We start from the raw sequence: 18,170 nt of genomic DNA on the forward strand, positions 1-18,170 counted from the left end.
AAGTCAACTGCTAACAGATGAAAATAGCTAATGTAGAGGCATTTTGGTTGCGCTGTCCTGTTCCTAAAGAAAAACAACATACTTCAGACTATGGATTACTGGCCAATTTTGACATGACGCTTGTTGTGATAACTACAGAGGACGGTCTTCAGGGATTTGGAGAAGCCAAAGCAGCGGTTGGATCTTCAGGCGTGTGTGCTTCCATCGTGAATTGTATTGAAAATGAGTTGAAGCCAGCTTTACTGGGTAAGGATGTTAAAGACATTTCCAGGTTATGGGAGGAGATGTATAATGGCACACGGGATCATTATGCATTGCTGAGAGGACGGAAGTTTCCTATCCTTGGGAGAAGGGGCCTTACTATATCAGCCATGAGCGGCATTGATACCGCCTTGTGGGATTTGAAAGGCAAAATGTTGCATGTTCCGGTAATGGATTTGCTCGGTGGCGCCTGCAGGGATCAGATGCCGGCATATGCAAGTGGTGGCTGGGCAGATGCAGACAATATTGGCAAACAGTTGAAAGGATATATAGATAAAGGCTTTAAGAGTGTTAAGATGCGTGTTGGCGTGATGGATCAGACCGTACAAAACAGCATTGAAAGGGTAAAAGCTGCGAGAGCCGCTATCGGTCCTGATATTAAACTGATGGCTGACGCACACGGTACCTTCAGTGTTCCCGAAGCGAAACAATTTTGCCGGGGTGTAGCAGATTGTAACTTGTACTGGTTTGAAGAACCTATCAGTCCTGATAACAAAAGGGGGACTGCAGAAGTAAGGGCTTCCACGCATATTCCTATCGCAGCAGGTGAAAGTGAATATACCAGTTTTGACATACAGGCTCTTTTGGAAATAAGGGCCATTGATGTAATACAGCCGGATGCGGCCATCATTGGCGGCATTTCGGAAGCGGTGCGGGTATCGCACCTCGCCAGTGTGCATCAACTGGAGCTGGCGCCGCATTGCTGGGGTTCTGCCTTTTCTTTTATGGCAGGACTGAATGTAGCATTTGCATCGCCTTCCGCAACCATCATTGAGTTCTCCGTTGGAGGAAACCCGATGATGTATGACCTGGTGAAGGAACAGATTACCGTTACAAATGGCTCCATCCAGGCGCCCACCGCACCTGGATTAGGAGTAACGCCAGACTGGGATTTTGTACGGCAGTATAAACAAAAAGTTTAGAAGTGGTATTTGTAAATATTTATTTATGGCCAAAGCACTTAAAATTAATCACGTAACACTGATTGTAGACAACCTGGAAAAAGCAGGTCATTTCTATCAGCATGAATTGGGCCTGGAGCCACTTGCCGCCTTCCGGTTTGATTACCCCGTTATGTTTTTCAAGTTCAATGATGAGCAGCAATTGCATATCTCCGAGTGGGAAGACAAAACCTCTTTCCGTGGACATGTATGTGTGCAGGTAGATGATTTCAGCAGTCTTTTTTTCCGAATGAAAGCACTGAATATAATTGATATTCATCCGTGGGGAAAGGTAAGAAAGCTGCCTGACGGGGCTATGCAGATGTTTGTGCGCGATCCTGCCGGCAACCTGGTGGAAATATCTTCCATCCCAGGAGTTGAAGTGGACTCGCGGATATTCACTGATGAACTTTATGAAGAAGGGTTGTATGTTTCAAACAGAAATGACTTCAGGGGATACCGGTCTGATGATGCCACCTTATATCACAACAAATGAGAAAAAACGTACTGTTGCTTGAAACCATTGCAGAGGAAGCGTTAGCCGTTCTTCAGAAAAATGTGAATGTATTCACAGGATACGACGAACCTAGCTTACAGGAGGTTTTGAACAAAGAGGACATTCATGCCATCATTACAAGAGGGAAAGGCCTGATCACTCAACCACTCATGGATGCCTTCCCGCATTTACAGGTAGTGGCCAGGTGTGGCGTTGGGTTGGATAATGTAGATGTAGCTGCAGCAACAGTAAAAAAGATCAAGGTAATTAATGCACCGGGCAGTAATGCCGCCACTATTGCGGAGCATACCCTGAGCCTGATGCTGATGCTGATGCGTAATATGTATGAATCGGTTTCCCAGGTGAAACAAAACAACTGGAGCTGGCGCAATTCATATGCAGGAGATGAGTTGAACGGCAAAACCCTGGGGGTGCTGGGAATGGGAAACATAGGAAAACGTGTTGCCCGGCTTGGAGAAGCTTTCGGGATGGAGGTTGTGTACTGGAGTAAATCTGTTCAGGATCTGCCTTATAAATACCTGGCCATGGAAGATGTATTACGGCAGTCAGATGTTGTTAGCCTTCATCTTCCACTCAATAACGAAACAGGTAAGATCATAGGAGAAAAGCAATTGCGTTTAATGAAACGGGGTTCTTTACTGATCAATACAGCAAGAGGCGCGCTTATCGACCATCCGGCGTTATTGCAGGCATTAAATTCCGGGGTGATTTCGGGTTTTGCTGCGGATGTATTACCGGATGAGCCACCAGTTGAGAGCGTTGATATAGTGCGTCACCCGCGGGCCATTATCACGCCGCATACCGGCAGTCTTACATCGGCCACCTACCGGCAGATATGCCTGCTTACCATCAATAATGTAGTAGCCGTGCTTACCGGTGGGGAGCCGGAGCCAGACAGCATATATAACCGCAAAGCGTTGTTTTGAAATATATCGTATTCAAACGGTCATCATAATCTCTGTTCAAATGAAAAAATTTTGCGTTTGTTTATTGTTCATAGTAAGCACTGGTATAACATCTGCCGGATGGCTCTTTGCACAATCTTCCAAAGAGATAAAAAAGCCGCTGGTTGTTTTCGTGACCGGTGATCATGAGTACAGCAGCGAAGAAACCATGCCTTTGATCGCCGCCGCGCTGGAGAAAGATTACGGCATGAAAACGATCGTTCTCAAAGCATCTCCCGATTATAACAGTGAAGAAAATATTCCGGGCCTCGAGGCATTGAAACATGCAGATCTGGCCGTTTTCTTTTTGCGCTGGCGCAGGCTTCCGCCTGAGCAACTTGCCTATATCGACGCTTACCTGAAATCCGGCAAACCTGTTATGGGTTTCCGTACCACCACGCATGCATTCCATTTTCCGGAGGGGCATGCCAGTGAGAAATGGAACGCCTTTGGAGAATTTGCATTAAATGCACCTCCCGGATGGGGCGGCGCCGCCAAACATACCCATTATGGACATGAGAGCAGCACGGATGTACGCATCATTCCTGAGCAGGCCGGCAATCCTATCCTGACAGGCGTTGCAAAGAATTTTCATGTGCGTTCATGGCTGTACCGTGTTTTACCGGATTATCCTGTGAAAGGGTCTACCTGGTTGCTGATGGGAAAGGCCGTAAATCCTGATAAAGAAGCGATTGAAAACCCGGTTGCCTGGACTGGCACCAACGCTTTTGGCGGACGTGTTTTTATGACAACCCTGGGCCACCCTGAAGATTTCAGCCAGGAGTCCTTTCAGCGCCTGGTGATCAACGCCATTCACTATGAGCTGGGCCTTAAAATTCCACGAAAATGGAAAGGTAAAATGAATATCCAGGTACCCTACCGCGAGGCGAAATAGTATTTCACGTTTCCTGATGCTGCTAAACTTGTTTAATAAGATGTCCAAACTATTAAAAATTGGCATTTACGCGCCTTTTATTCCCATAGTATTGGCGATAATGATACTGCATGCCTGCAAATCCCAGGGGCCTGCTCCGCTCACTATTTCCGATACCTCCCATATATCCCTGATCGGTAACAACCTGGGATCGAGGATGATCAATTATGATAATTTTGAAACGGAACTGTATCTCCGTTACCCGGAATATAAACTGCACATCCGCAACATGTGCGATGGTGGGGAAACACCCGGATTCCGGCCACATGCCGGCAGGAATTCCCCTTGGGCATTTCCCGGTGCAGAGAAATTCCATCCTGAACTGGCCAGCCAGGTTCAAACAATAGAAGGCCCGAGCGAAGGACGCTTTGAAACACCCGATCAATGGCTCACCAGGCACAAAACAGATGTGATCATTGCCTTCTTCGGTTACAATGAATCATTTGAGGGGAAAGAAGGACTGGACAGTAATAAAGCAGAGCTGGATGCATTTATAAAGTGGACATTGAAGCAGAAATACAATGACGCCTCGGCGCCGCAACTGGCCATTGTTTCACCCATTGCTTTCGAAAAACCTTTCCGGTAAATATGACCTCCCCGATGGCAGGAAAGAAAATGAAAACCTGGCTTTATATACCCAGGCCATGAAAGAAGTGGCTGCCCGTAATAATGTATTATTTGTTGATGCATTCACACCTTCTCAAAAATGGTATAAGGATGCAAAGGAACCTTTGACCATCGACGGTTCTCAACTGAATGAAGAAGGTTATAAAAAGCTGGGACTTTTGCTGGCAGACCAGATTTTTGGAAATGTATCCCCAGCCGCAACAGCTAACAGGCAGCTGGTGCACGATGCCGTGATGGAAAAAAACTGGATGTGGCTAAATGATTACAAAATTCCCAACGGTGTACATGTATATGGCCGCCGGTATGATCCTTACGGGCCGGATAATTATCCTGCAGAAATAGAAAAGATCCGCGAGATGACAGCGATCAGGGACACCGCGGTTTGGCTCGCTGCTGCTAAAGGAACGAAAATGGATATTGCAGCTGCTGATAAAAATACCAAAGTATTGCCCGCCGTTAAAACCAACTATAACCCCGCTAAAAATGGCAGTCTCCGGTATCTCAGCGGAGAGGAAGCGGTAGCAAAGCTGAAAGTGCCACCAGGATATAAGATTGAGCTATTTGCCTCAGAAGAGCAGTTTAAAGACCTTGCCAAGCCAATGCAGATGTCATTTGACAATAAGGGCAGGCTGTGGGTAGCCGTGATGCCGAGCTATCCCCACTATAAGCCGGGCGATGCCAAACCCAATGATAAAATTATTATCCTTGAAGATACTAACAACGACGGCAAAGCCGATAAAGAAACGGTATTTGCAGACAGCCTGCACCTGCCCATCGGTTTTGAGATTGCAGCAGAAGGCGTATATGTTGCCCAGGGAACTAATCTTAAATTGCTTACAGATACGGATGGTGACGATAAAGCGGATAAAACAGAAATCCTGCTCAGCGGATTTGATGATCACGATACACATCACAGCAGTCATGCGTTTACTGCAGATCCTTCAGGAGCGATCTATTCGGGAGAAGGCGTGTTTCTTCATACACATATAGAAACTTCCTACGGGACTATTCGTGCGTCTAACGGCGGCTTTTACAGGTATGACCCGCGTCGCAGGAAACTGGAACGTACTGCACAACTTTCCATTCCAAACCCCTGGGGTATTGCGTTCGACGACTGGGGACAGCCCTTCTTTGCAGAAACCTCCAGTCCGGATGTACGCTGGATGCTGCCAGGCACCGTACTGCCCAGGTACGGCCAGGCTACACATAAATCGATCCAGCTGATAGAAGATAAACATAAAGTACGACCAACATCAGGACTTGAATTTGTGTCCAGCCGCCACTTTCCCGATGAGGTACAGGGCGACTTCCTGATCAATAATACCATAGGATTCCTCGGAACAAAAGAACATACGCTGCAGGACGATGGAACAGGCTACAAAAGCCGTCATCGCACAGATCTGCTGGTGAGCGGGGATCCTAATTTCCGGCCGGTTGACCTGGAGTTCGCGCCCGACGGATCATTGTACGTGATCGACTGGCATAACATCCTGATCGGGCACATGCAACATAATGCACGGGATCCTTTGAGGGATCATTCCCATGGGAGAGTGTACCGCATTACTTATCCGTCGAGGCCCCTGATGAAACCGGCAAATATAGCGGGAGCCTCCATAGAAGAATTGCTGGACAACCTTAAACTACCGGAGTACAGGACCCGCTACAGAACCCGCCGCGAACTGAGAGGACGGGATGTTTCCGCCGTACTGTCCAAACTGCAAACCTGGGTTTCCCAACTGGATAAAAACGATCCGCGATATGAGCATCATTTGCTCGAAGGACTTTGGGTGAGTTGGGGTATGGATAAAGTGAATCAGCAGCTTTTAAAACAGGTATTAAAAGCCCGCGATTATCATGCAAGAGCCGCAGCCGTGCAGGTACTGCGTTATACAGGACACCAGGTTCCTGACCAGGCAGATTTGCTGATGCAGGCGGCAAGCGACGAAAATAGCCGTGTACGCCTGATGGCGATTGTGGCCGCTTCCTGGATCGGTAAAGAAAAAGGGCTTCCCATTTTGGCAGCAGCTAAAAAAATGCCGCTGGATGAATGGATGATCCATGCGTATGAAACCGCCGTAGCCCACTTAAATGGAGAGAATGTGAAAAAGGGAAAAGAGAAAGATGACAATACCAACCTGAAAGGTGCTGAACTAGCCCTGTTTAACCAGGGCAAGAAAATTTACTCCATAGAGGGCTATTGTAAAACATGTCACCAGGCGGACGGTAAAGGCCTTCCTGATTCTGGCTTCCCTCCTCTTGCTGGTTCCAGGTGGGTAACGGGAAGTGATGAACGGCTCATCAAGCTGGTGATGAAAGGACTCTTAGGTCCGATAGAAGTAAACAATAAAGTATATTCCGGCCAGGTTCCCATGACGCCTTTCGGCGGCTTACTAAAAGACGATGAGGTTGCTGCCGTGCTAACCTATGTCAGGAATTCGTTCGGCAACAAAGGATCAGCTGTTTCTCCGGAAAAAGTAAAACAGGTAAGGAAGCGCATAGAAAGTAAAAAGGATTTTTATTCTTCAGAGCAACTGCTTAAAGAACATCCAATGGAAAAGAGATAATAAAAACACCTGTCCGTTCAACACATCTCAGCGTTTAGGCGCTGGTGTTAATTTACTACGTCACTTAGTGAAAATATCACAAGGAAGTATCATTTCGTATACTTAATATTGTTAGGATTACTATCAATATAATTTGTTACACGATTTAAAAACCAATTACGCCATTTACTTTTTTAACAGTGAAAGATACCCGAAATGGACTGTAGCGCCTACTGGCATCAACTATTAATCCTTTTCACGAATATGAAAAACCATTCAGTATAGAACAATCACCGACAAGCCATACTCATTTGCCTGAAAAACACTAATAGATCATTCAACCAAAAACACAACGCATTTTCTGCGAAAGCTTTACGCTGCCCTTAAATTCTGCTACTTAAAAAAATGTATCCGGAACAACGGATACGATCAAATTAACCTGATAACTTTTTAACTATGAAACAGTTTTCCACGGTGACTTTCAACATGCCAGCGTTACGCCAAAAAATCATTTATGCCGCTTTTGTTTTATTCACGGGAGTAGTCCCGCAGCTCCATGCGAAAGATCCGGTAACAGGTAACTATTCACCTGCATTCCTCATGGATGTGCGTGGTAAGGTTTTGGAAGAGAATGGCGTTGGTGTGCCGGGAGTAAGTATTAAAGTAAAGAATGTTAATAAGGCCACGACTACCGACGGCGACGGGAACTTCAGCATTAAAGGCGTTAATGAAGATGCAGTGTTGATCGTTTCTTATATCGGCTATGTTACCCAGGAAGTGAAGGTTACTGCGGACATGGTGATTAAGCTTGTTCCGCAGGTTAAAAAGATAGATGAGGTAGTGGTGGTAGGTTATGGAACGACCAAAAAATCAGATCTGACCGGGGCGGTTGGTACTGTTAAAGCCGAAACGTTACAGGAACGTCCGGCCTCCTCGTTAAACCAAAGCTTATCCGGCCGTGTATCCGGGGTGAATGTTTCTTCCAACTCCGGTAGACCTGGTGGGAGAACCAATGTTCGCATCCGCGGATCAAGCTCCCTGAGCGTTTCCAATAACCCATTGTATGTAATAGATGGTGTGATACTGAACCCGGTAGGCTTGAGGAATGGCAGTACGCCGATTGACTATATCAATCCTAACGATATTGCTTCTATTGAAGTACTGAAGGATGCTTCTTCCACCGCGATCTATGGGGCCAGGGGAGCCAATGGCGTTATCCTTGTTACCACGAAAAGAGGCACTTCCGCCGGTGGAAGAATCACGTATGATCCGGATTTCAGTATTGGTGTGCTGCCTAAAAAACTGGAACTGCTCAATGCAAAAGAGTTCCTGGCGGTGGAGGATCTGGCTTATGCCAACGCGCAAAAATATGATCCGGTTGGATGGGCAACGGGAACAAAATACACCGATCCCAAAACCAAACGCACCAATCCCAAATTATTTGATTCACAGGGAAACCCGCTGTACGACACCGACTGGCAGGACGAAGCATTTCAAAAAGCTTTTACGCAGAATCATCAACTTGGATTTACTGATGGTGATGAAAAAAGAAGCATAGGCGCTTTCCTGAACTATCGCAGCCAGGATGGATTGGCGCGGGGTTCCTGGCAGGACCGGTATGCCGGCCGTGTGGTATACGACAGCCAGATAAAAGACTGGTTAAAGATCGGTGGTACCATGAGCTATACGGATCAGCGGGAAAAACAGGTGGATCAACTCGATGGAGGCGGTATTACCATGATGCGCCAGGTATTGGAAGCGCTGCCTATTATCCCGGTAAAATATGCAGACGGGTCGTGGGCGAGCAACAGGGACTATCCGGGCATGGAGGGCGGCGATAATCCTTTAAGGGTATCCGCCGACAGGATCTCCATACTGCATACCCAAACGCTTCTTGGCAATATGTATACAAACATTCACCTGGCGGAAGGGCTGGAATTGAAATCGACGATTGGTGTCAACATCATTAACCAACGGGAAGATTATTTCGCCGCCAAGGGAATGCAATACATTTCAGACAACGGAAATGCTTTCATCAATAACAACAGGTACAACTCCTGGCAGTTTGAGAACTACCTTACCTACAACAGGCAGTTTGCAAAAGTACATGCTTTAAATGCGATGGCAGGAGTGTCCTGGCAGCATATCGACCGTTTCGAAAATCAGGCAAGTACAGAGGGCTTCACCGATTCGTACTACCGGTATTACAATCTTGGTGCAGGATCCAGCCCTCAGCCTCCTTCTTCAGTAGGAACTGCCAATGGGCTGAATTCTTATTTTGGCCGTGTAAATTATGGTTTCCGCAATAAGTATTTAGTCACTTTCACCGGCCGCTTGGATGGATCTTCCAAATTCGGAAGTGATAACCAGTTTGCATTCTTTCCTTCTGCCGCTCTCGCCTGGAGGGTAACAGAAGAAGATTTCATGAAGAGTATTGCTGCTATATCCAATTTGAAAGTACGTGCTAGTTACGGAGCCACCGGCAACTCTGAAATCCCTGCCTACCGGGCGCTTGCGGGCATGGGAAATTATAGCGTAATTTTCAATGGGGCACGTAATTCCGGCGTGGGTATTGACCGTATCGCCAATCCTGGTTTACAGTGGGAAAAAACAAAGCAGGTCGACTTCGGTCTTGAACTCGGTTTATTTTCCAACAGGCTGAATCTCGAACTGGACTTATACCGCAGAAAAGTAGATGGTATGTTGCTGGATGCGCCGTTACCCTATACCAGCGGGCGTGATAAAATTTTCTCCAATGTTGGCAGTATGGAAAACAAGGGTGTTGAGTTTGCCATCAATTCTATTAATATTCAAAACGATAATTTTTCCTGGAATACCACCTTCAACATTTCTGTCAATAAAAACAGGGTACTTGCTTTGGCCAATGGTGATATATCTTCCGGCAACGGGATCATCAGGGTGGGTGAACCGGTTGGTTCTTTCTTTGGAAGAATGCATCTCGGCACCTGGGGCAGCAAGGAAGCTGACGAGGCAAAGAAATATAATATGCTGCCCGGCGACGTAAAATATAAGGATATTAATAATGACGGTATCATCAATGATTTAGACAGGACCATCATCGGGAAAGGTATACCAGACGGGTATGGTACCTTCCTGAACACCTTTCAGTATAAATCATGGTCGCTGACCGTAGACCTGCAGTTTATGTATGGCAACGATGTATTAGACAGGAGCATACATTCAGCTGAAGACCGGCAAGGTATTGCCAATAGTTATAAAACCGTGCTTAATGCATGGACGGGAACCAATCAAAACACTCCTATTGCGCAGATACGCCCTATTAACGCCTATTACACCACCAATAACGATAGCCATAAGGTAACCGACGGATCGTTTATCCGTGGCCGTAATTTGTTACTGGCTTATGTATTTCCGGCAAACACCGTTTCTGCTTTAAAGCTTAGTCGCCTGAGAGTATATGCTTCCGTGCAGAACTTTTTCCTGGTCACGAAATACAAAGGATACGATCCTGAAGTTTCCAACTCCAGCTCTCCTTTCGATCAGGGTTTGAACTTGTACGATTATCCGAAGCCACGGGTATTTATGCTGGGTCTTAATGTGGGATTATAATACAGAATAAACTTTAAACGAAAAATTATGAAAGCAACAACAATAAGATACGGACTGCTGGTATTAACAACCGGCGCACTATGGATAAGCGGTTGCCGGAAATTTTTAGATGAAACGGATCCCAGCAACTATACAGAAGATACTTATTTTACAAAGCCAGAACACGCAAGGAGTTCTGTAAATGCCATTTACGCCAGTTTGCGGGAGCCTATGTCCGGTGAGTTTGGCGGCGGCCCCTGGACCATGACAGAATTTGCTACCGGGCAGGCGGGTACTGATCTCGGGCAGGCTGTTAACAGCTACTTTGTAAAAGACCTCCACAATACCGCCGATAATGCTTATGGAGAGAATTACTGGAGAAACTATTACAAAGGCATCAGCAATGCTAATTTATCTATCGGCAAAATACCAGGTATTTCTATGGATGCCGCAGAAGCCAAAAGCCTGCTGGGCCAAGCTCACTTTTTACGGGCCTGGTATTATTTCAACCTGGTGCAAATGTTTGGCAATATTCCTTTAATTACGGAGCCCGTTGATTTGAAGTCGGATCAGTTAAGACCCATGCAGGCAGCACCGGAAGATGTTTATAAATTAATTGTAGATGATTTAACAACGGCGGAGAATGCCGGGCTACCCTGGAAGGACGCCAGCGGAAAAGTATCGCTGGGAGCTGTAAAATCATTGCTGGCAAAGGTGTATCTGACAATGGCCGGTTACCCTTTACAAAAAGGAGCTACCTACTTTGACCTGGCAGCCAAAAAAGCAGCAGAGGTATTGGATTCAAAACAATTTAAACTATTTGACACTTATGGTGATTTGCATAACCCGGCAAAGAAAAATACAGAGGAAAATATTTTTATGATCCAGTATAAAACACAGGTCATTCCCGGATCCTGGCAACCGCTCATTATTCCTTACAACAAGAATATTTCTGCCTATTCTGCTGAAACAGGCGGTATTTATGCAACGGCCGACTTTGTAAGATCCTATGATGCCGCTGATCTGCGCGCCAAGGAAGGTCAGTTCTTTTTTACCGAATTCACCAACCAGGACAACCGGAACCTGAAGGTAGACCTTGGCGGATATTTTATCTACAAGCTTTTTGACGTGACGGCGCAAACAACTACCGCCAACAGTGATCTTAACTGGTCGTTGATCCGCTACGCCGATATCCTGCTTGTGTATGCTGAAGCTGCCAACGAAGTAAGCGGTCCGGGTGCAAAAGTGTACGATGCGGTTAACCAGGTAAGGTCAAGGGCTACCTTACCGGCGTTGGCAGGATTGTCTAAAGATCAACTACGGGAAGCCATCTGGCGGGAACGCTGGTACGAGTTGTGCTTTGAAAACATTACCTGGTTCGATATGGTACGCCTCCGCAAAGCATTCAACCTCACTACTAAAGGCTTTGATAACTATGTGGGACATAAATTTTCATACGGACCGGTTTTAACGGAAAGAGAACTGTTATTCCCGATACCAAGTACGGAGTTAAGAAATAACCCCAACCTGGTACCTACCAAAGGATATTAATATCGGATAGTTGATTACACCGGTAAGGCACTGGAGAGGCATGTCCTCTTTAGTGCCTTATCGATTTTAGTATCAATCCTCTTTGTTATCTTTATTAAAAATTCATGAGACATGATACTGCAATATTTAACACAGGAATTCGAACATGAAGTAAATAACACACGTAAATTATTACAAGCCATTCCAGAAGATGACCTCGGTTACAAACCCTCTGAAACTTCCTGGACGATGGGTGAGCTGGCACAGCACATTGCCACCATTTACCACTGGTACTCCGGCACATTCACGCAGGACGTGTATGATTTGGCCAAGGATCGCCCGGAACGGGGCGACACGAACGATATCAAAGCTACCCTGGCGTTTTTTGAAAGTAATGTTGAGAAAGCCAGGACTGCAATAAAATCGCTTACCGAAGAAAAATTGCAGGACAACTGGACCATGAAAGCAGGAGAACGGGTAATTCTGGGTCCGGTGCCGAGGGGAATCGTAGCACGGGGATTTCTTTTTAATCATATCTATCATCATCGTGGTGAAATGATTGTTTACCTGCGTGCCACAGGAAACAAGGTACCGGGTTTATACGGCCCTACTTATGAAGAAAGCAAAAAAAGCTGAACCATATCAAAGGAGGCTTGAAAATACTGGATGTTCAAGCCTCCTTTGATGTAGTGTTAATTTGTTTACTCCTTTTCTATTGCTGATCTCCAGCGTATAAACGCCCTTAGCCAGGTGACTGTTTTAGCTACATTATCATCCCTTGATTTAACAATAAAATCTTACAAAATCCAGCAATAAAATTCTAACTTAAATACTCATTTGAAAACCTAATATTAAATTTTAACCCATGAGAAAAGCAATCTTCCTTAGCTTTCTGTCCGTACTCTTTTTATTACAGAGCAATGCAACTCCCACTTCCGGCAGAAATGATGACATCAGCAGCGCCCATTGTATTGTTCCCGGAAAATCCAGCAAAATCCTGACGGAATTTAGTGTCCGTATAACGCTGGTAGACATTTATGGCGCGCCGGTTACAGGCGGCACCGGGTTACGCGGTTACTGGGCAAAAAATGTAGCCACTGGTGTGTACTATTATCCCGGCGGCCAGGAAGACGAGGATAAATTTGAAAACCTGCCGGCCGGCACATATACCTTTGGTGCGTACCCGGGCAACTGGGAAGGGGCTGTTTCCTCTACTGTTACACTCAGCAGCGATGCTGTTGGATCTGATGGCTATATTGTTGTGCCGTTAACCTACTGGGTGGAATAATTTAACCAGCTGGTTATAAAGAAGGGTTGTAAGTCTTTCGATCTGCAACCCTTTTTTATGAGCCCCTGTTTCAGGCTATCATATATTTCCATAACCTGACAATTTAATCAGTTGCTTCACATCTTTAATACAAATATTTTTCCCCTGCGTCGTTAAAATACCGGTGGCTTTAAATTCGGATAAAAACCTGGTGATGTTTTCGTTGCCGGTACCTACCATGTTGGCCAGGTCACTACGGGAAAGATTGATCAGGATATCGTTTCCGGAAGGAGTTTCTTCTTTGAATTTCTCCCGTAAAATGATTAATACTATAGCCAGTCGTTCTTTAACAGACCGCTGTGCAAATACGGAAATGCTGTTTGCCAGCACGGTATATTCATGACTGAGCGTTTTCAGCAACCTGCGTGGCAAAACATCCGACCGGTTTAAGGTAGCCATAAAATCTTCTTTGGGAATAAAAGAAAGGAGGCATTCTTCCAGGGCAGCCGCAGCATCAGGGTAACGCTCTCCTGCTAAAATTGCATGGTATCCGATTAATTCTCCTTTATTGGCGACGTATATTATCTGTTCTTTTCCTTTATGGTCTACGTGATACTTTTTAATCTTTCCCTTTTTTATAAAGAAAATACCTGACGCTACTGTTCCTTCCCTGAATATCACATCCCCTTTACGGTATCGTTGTTCCTCCATGTGGGAACAGAGTTCCGCGTACTCATCTTCCGGCAGATCAGTTAAAATGGATTGAGATTTGAAATTCCATTTATCAATAGGAAACAGGCCAGCTAAACTCATAAAAACGACCTTTGATTTATCCGGGAAAGCAAATATCATCAAAGGTACCCTTATGGTATGAAAATGTCAACTAATTCCCGTTCGCGGATGCGGCATTGTTCTTATGCGACGCATCCATTTAAACAAGCGGATCCGGAAAACGTCGTAAAATACAGCAATAGCGAGGATGGCAGCCGGTAAATAAAAGGTGAAGTACTGGTATCTGAGGAACACGTATCCTCCTGCTATTCCTCCAGCCAGGAAAAAGGCGATAATGACAAGCCGCAGTGTGACCTTCTTTTTTACATGATCCACATTTTTACCATGAGCAGCTGCCAGTGTATACAGGTCGATTCCCAGGTCGGTGAACATGCCTGTAAGATGTGTAGTTCTGACAACATAACCGGAGATGGTGGATACCAGCGCATTTTGCATTCCCATTGCGAAAAGCAAACTGCCGGCGAAGAGTTCTGTTTTGATAATAGACTGATCAAATGAGCTTCCGAAGCTTCCCACCTGCAGGAGAATAATGATCTCAATCACGATACACGCTACGTTACCCCATCGTTTGTTTTTACCGGCTTTCCCGGTTAAGAAGCTTGAGAAAAAAGCCCCGGCAAGAAAAAGGATCAGCCATAAGCCTACCATCCTTGCGGCGCGCAGATCGCCGGTTGCCAGTTTGTGAGCCAGCAATGCGGCGTGCCCGGTAACATTAGTGGTTAGCACAGCGAAGGCAAAAAAACCAGCCGCATTTACGATACCTGCTGTAAAACAAAGCAACACTGCCAATTGCAGGTTGTGTTTATAATTTCTCTTTCTTCCAATATGGCGTAGCATTTATTATCTCCGGTAATTTTTCAGGAAGACATCATGGTTCTTCCCCTGCAACCAACAAAGTTACTGGCAGGTGGATTCCGTTTAACTGATATTTTTCAAGATAATGATTGCAAAAAGTCACTTTTACCCGGAACATTACCCCCACCCCATTTGTTAATCCGGGTACTGAATTGCTCATCTTCAATCATTCACCCATGCAAAATGCCAATTCCAAACAGGATCAATGGCCTGTGCTGACCTATAACGACTGGAAAGATACCTTAGCTACCGTACACCTGTGGACGCAGATCGTGGGAAAAATCCGCCTCCGGAAAATGCCGTGGTTAAACCACTCGTGGCATGTAACACTGTATGTAAGTCCGGATGGACTCAGCACCGGGAGCGTGCCGTACCAACACGGCATATTCCAGATCGACTTTAACTTCATGCAGCACCAGCTGGTCATCATCACCAGTACCGGCAAAAAAGAAATAGTGGAACTGCGGCCCAGAACGGTGGCCGACTTTTACCATGCGTTATTTGAAAAACTAAAGGAACTGGATATTGATGTAACTATTTACACAGTGCCCAGTGAAATAGCAGAGGCGATTCCGTTCGAAAAAGATGAGGTTCACCAGTCGTACGACCGCCAAAAAATGGAGGACTTCTGGCAGGCCCTGGTGAAAATCCACAACATCTTCACCCGATTCAGGACACGTTTCACCGGCAAATGCAGCCCCGTCCACTTCTTCTGGGGCGCCTTTGACCTGGCAGTAACCCGGTTCTCCGGGAGGGATGCGCCGCCTCACCAGGGGGAAGCACCCAATATGCCGGCAGCGGTAATGCGGGAGGCCTACTCCAAAGAAGTGAGTTCCTGTGGATTCTGGCCCGGCAGTGAACAGTATCCGCATGCTGTTTTTTACGCTTACTGCTACCCGGTTCCCCCTGCTTTCAGCGAACAACCTGTTCAACCTGCCGGCGCTTTTTACAGCCAGGAGATGGGGGAATTTATGTTGCCTTATGAAGTAGTACAACAGGCAGCAGATCCGGAGGAGACGCTGCTCGCGTTCATGCAGTCGACCTATGAGGCAGCGGCCAACACGGGGCATTGGGACCGCGCAGCACTGGAATGCGATCTTTCCCGTTTGGAGGTTGCCTATGGGTGTTACAAATAGACTCCACTATTTTTTTGCAAAAATATTTGGTAAAAAGTTTTAGCTGCTTATCTTTGCAACCCCTGACACAATATCAGTTGCCCAGATGGCGAAATTGGTAGACGCACTGTGTTCAGGTCGCAGCGCCTGCAAGGGTGTGCTGGTTCGAATCCAGTTCTGGGCACGAAAGTGGACAAATCGAGATTACTCTTGGTTTGTCCATTTTTATTTTTAGGAAGACTCGTGTCCAGCGCGTATATTAGCTTTACTGCTTCATTCAGTCGGGCGGTTCGATAATGGCTTCCATCAAAAATGAGTTTTAGAGGGAAATCGAACCACACTTCCTTTTACAATTGAATTATTCTCCTGTCGCATTAACTTCCAATTAACGCTTATAATTCTTTCGTTATCTAATTTTCAGGTTATTCATCTAACGTGAGAATCTGGCATTCCTCAATACTGGATTGCTAATAAATTAAGCACAATGGCAAAAGGAAGAAGCGTAACGTCAATCGAAGAGTCCTTATTCAACGAGCTCTCGCAGCTTATTGAGCAAAGTCAACGACAAGTATTTTCACATGCTAACAGTACTCTTACAATACTTTTCTGGCAGATTGGCCAGCGCATCAACAATGAAATCCTTAAAAATAAACGGGCGGCGTATGCCAAACAGATTGTGTCGACGCTGTCGACACAATTGAGGAGTCAATACGGGAGAAACTTTGAGACTTACAACCCTACTTTATTTGTATCAATGTCGATTTTCCTGAAGCGAAAAAATAAGAAGGAAAATAAAATTATCCTACCGCTTTATTCAGTGCAATGATCGCTGCTTTGAAGTGTTCCCTTGTAATCACGAACTGGAAATTAACCTTTCTCAATGCTACTCCAACGCTTAATATATTGATATCTGCATTGGCCAGTGCAGCAGTAGCTTTGGCTAACAATCCCGGCTGATCCATATTAGAACCCAGCAAACATACCATTGCAATAGGTTCCAAAGTCACATGTTCATATTTTTCCTTCAGTTCCTTCAGCAGCTGCTGTTTCAAATCACTTTCCCAAATAACGATACTAATGCTGTTGGCGCTGGTAGCCTTAAAAGTATAGCTGACACCGTAACGGGCAAATACCTGCATGATATCGAGATCGCTGCCTACGGCGCCTACCATTAGCGGATCATAGATGTCGATGAGCAATTGCTGGTCTGAGCCGGTGATGACTTCTACCCTCTTATGTTCAGAAATATAATTTTTAGTGATCAGCGTGCCCGGATGTTCAGGTTCAAAGGTGTTTTTGATCCGCAGGTTAATACGCGATATCTCCAGTGGCTTTGCAGCTTTAGGATGAATAGCTTCCATCCCGACATCGGCCAGTTGATCTGCAATATCGTAATTGGTATAGCCAACCGGTTTTACGTTTTCTATGCCTACCAATCCGGGATCCGCGGTGGACAGGTGGTACTCTTTGTGGATAATAGCTTCCTCAGGCCGGAGTAGTTCTGCTATTCTGCTGAAAGTTACCTCAGAATAACCGCGGTCAAATTCTCTCATGATCCCTTCTGTTCCTTTCACATACCCCGTTGCAATACACAGGCAGCTTTTAAGATCGAGACGCTCAAATTCTTCCCTGATGCGTTCATCAATGGTTAGTGAACGTCCATCCCCCAGGCCGCTCAGGTCCGCCAGCGCTACGTTAAGCCCTTTGTTCCGCAGGATATTTGTCAGCACAAAAGCCGAGTGACTTTCTCCTACGGAAGCCAGGATCTCACGAACAGCCAGCAGGATGCCTTCATTAAGGTATCCGGAGGCCAACATGGTGTTTGCGCTGTCGAGATATGTCAGCACCCGGTTAATAATGCCGTCCGTCACTTCGTTGGCTTCTGCTATGTTCAGCCCAAGCGGTTGGTAATAGGCATTCAACTCTTTAAGGTGAAGTCTTACAGATTCAAGTGCCTGATGGTAATCATTTCCAGTGGCGAATTGATGATAGGCTCCAGGCGCTTTTGTTTTTTTATTCTCCAGCAGCAGGTTTGTAACACCGGAAAAAGCAGAAACAATAAAGACACGATTGTATAACCTATCGCCGGTACGGCCATAATAAATGATATTGTCGATTACATCTTTCAGGGCACTCATTGACGTGCCACCGATTTTTTCCACAGTTAACATGCTGCGAAGCTATATAATTTATTAATGGAATAAAAGCTATCAAAAACTTCATAAGGTATGCTATCCGGAGGAAATGGGTATTATTCCGGCAAAGGCGTATATG

15 protein-coding genes and 1 tRNA gene are annotated in these 18,170 nt (G+C 45.7%); 13 read left to right on the top strand and 3 right to left on the bottom strand.

Annotated features, from left to right (window positions below; all coding sequences use genetic code 11):
• Positions 1 to 17 precede the first annotated feature (17 nt).
• The 10 genes from QFZ48_RS02705 (at position 18) to QFZ48_RS02750 (ending at position 13,155) form a co-directional block, all read left to right on the top strand.
• Entirely contained in the window at positions 18 to 1,184 is a 1,167-nt protein-coding gene (locus QFZ48_RS02705) for a mandelate racemase/muconate lactonizing enzyme family protein (protein ID WP_429061035.1), read from the top strand.
• Positions 1,185 to 1,209: 25 nt separating this feature from the next.
• Positions 1,210 to 1,698 carry a VOC family protein gene (locus tag QFZ48_RS02710; RefSeq protein ID WP_429061037.1) on the top strand — a complete coding sequence of 163 codons (489 nt, stop codon included), beginning with the start codon at positions 1,210 to 1,212 and terminating at the stop codon, positions 1,696 to 1,698.
• Positions 1,695 to 2,645, top strand: a complete 951-nt coding sequence (locus QFZ48_RS02715) for a 2-hydroxyacid dehydrogenase (protein ID WP_429061038.1) — start codon at positions 1,695 to 1,697, stop codon at positions 2,643 to 2,645. Before QFZ48_RS02710 ends, QFZ48_RS02715 begins: the two co-directional genes overlap by 4 nt.
• 40 nt (positions 2,646 to 2,685) lie before the next feature.
• Positions 2,686 to 3,558 (top strand): ThuA domain-containing protein, encoded by an 873-nt coding sequence (locus QFZ48_RS02720; RefSeq protein WP_429061040.1) that lies wholly within the window; start codon positions 2,686 to 2,688, stop codon positions 3,556 to 3,558.
• A 40-nt stretch (positions 3,559 to 3,598) separates the two neighbouring features.
• Positions 3,599 to 4,183: a hypothetical protein gene (locus QFZ48_RS02725; protein ID WP_429061041.1), complete on the top strand. Its 585-nt coding sequence runs from the start codon at positions 3,599 to 3,601 to the stop codon at positions 4,181 to 4,183.
• Entirely contained in the window at positions 4,119 to 6,788 is a 2,670-nt protein-coding gene (locus QFZ48_RS02730) for a PVC-type heme-binding CxxCH protein (protein ID WP_429061043.1), read from the top strand. The genes QFZ48_RS02725 and QFZ48_RS02730 overlap by 65 nt, the downstream gene beginning before the upstream one ends.
• A 435-nt stretch (positions 6,789 to 7,223) precedes the next feature.
• Positions 7,224 to 10,358 carry a SusC/RagA family TonB-linked outer membrane protein gene (locus QFZ48_RS02735; protein ID WP_429061045.1) on the top strand — a complete coding sequence of 1,045 codons (3,135 nt, stop codon included), beginning with the start codon at positions 7,224 to 7,226 and terminating at the stop codon, positions 10,356 to 10,358.
• Between the two features lie 27 nt (positions 10,359 to 10,385).
• On the top strand, positions 10,386 to 11,888 hold the full coding sequence (locus QFZ48_RS02740; RefSeq protein ID WP_429061047.1) for a RagB/SusD family nutrient uptake outer membrane protein: 1,503 nt from the start codon (positions 10,386 to 10,388) through the stop codon (positions 11,886 to 11,888).
• Between the two features lie 111 nt (positions 11,889 to 11,999).
• The gene (locus tag QFZ48_RS02745; RefSeq protein WP_429045928.1) at positions 12,000 to 12,503 is read left to right on the top strand and encodes a DinB family protein; all 504 of its coding nucleotides are present in this window, start codon (positions 12,000 to 12,002) and stop codon (positions 12,501 to 12,503) included.
• 229 nt (positions 12,504 to 12,732) lie between these two features.
• On the top strand, positions 12,733 to 13,155 hold the full coding sequence (locus QFZ48_RS02750) for a hypothetical protein (protein ID WP_429045926.1): 423 nt from the start codon (positions 12,733 to 12,735) through the stop codon (positions 13,153 to 13,155).
• Between the two features lie 78 nt (positions 13,156 to 13,233).
• Here the strand turns inward: QFZ48_RS02750 and QFZ48_RS02755 are convergent, their stop codons facing one another.
• Both QFZ48_RS02755 and QFZ48_RS02760 read right to left on the bottom strand, forming a co-directional pair.
• Positions 13,234 to 13,947: a Crp/Fnr family transcriptional regulator gene (locus QFZ48_RS02755; RefSeq protein WP_429045925.1), complete on the bottom strand. Its 714-nt coding sequence runs from the start codon at positions 13,945 to 13,947 to the stop codon at positions 13,234 to 13,236.
• Positions 13,948 to 14,013: 66 nt separating this feature from the next.
• Positions 14,014 to 14,763 carry a YoaK family protein gene (locus QFZ48_RS02760; RefSeq protein WP_429061049.1) on the bottom strand — a complete coding sequence of 250 codons (750 nt, stop codon included), beginning with the start codon at positions 14,761 to 14,763 and terminating at the stop codon, positions 14,014 to 14,016.
• Positions 14,764 to 14,957: 194 nt separating this feature from the next.
• Between QFZ48_RS02760 and QFZ48_RS02765 the strand changes: the two genes are divergently transcribed.
• The 3 genes from QFZ48_RS02765 to QFZ48_RS02775 all read left to right on the top strand — a co-directional run bounded on the left by QFZ48_RS02765 (position 14,958) and on the right by QFZ48_RS02775 (position 16,722).
• A complete protein-coding gene (locus tag QFZ48_RS02765) occupies positions 14,958 to 15,917 on the top strand; it encodes a DUF5996 family protein (RefSeq protein WP_429045923.1) in 960 nt (319 codons plus the stop codon).
• A gap of 79 nt (positions 15,918 to 15,996) precedes the next feature.
• Positions 15,997 to 16,080 (top strand) — tRNA-Leu (locus QFZ48_RS02770).
• Between the two features lie 300 nt (positions 16,081 to 16,380).
• Positions 16,381 to 16,722, top strand: a complete 342-nt coding sequence (locus tag QFZ48_RS02775) for a DUF1016 N-terminal domain-containing protein (protein WP_429045921.1) — start codon at positions 16,381 to 16,383, stop codon at positions 16,720 to 16,722.
• On the opposite strand, the gene QFZ48_RS02780 is transcribed toward QFZ48_RS02775, so the two are convergent.
• Positions 16,694 to 18,067 (bottom strand): aspartate kinase, encoded by a 1,374-nt coding sequence (locus QFZ48_RS02780; RefSeq protein WP_429045920.1) that lies wholly within the window; start codon positions 18,065 to 18,067, stop codon positions 16,694 to 16,696. The two genes, QFZ48_RS02775 and QFZ48_RS02780, sit on opposite strands and share 29 nt — an antisense overlap.
• Between the last annotated feature and the right edge of the window lie 103 nt (positions 18,068 to 18,170).

This window comes from Chitinophaga sp. W2I13 (assembly GCF_050434005.1).
In the GTDB taxonomy this organism is placed as follows: domain Bacteria; phylum Bacteroidota; class Bacteroidia; order Chitinophagales; family Chitinophagaceae; genus Chitinophaga.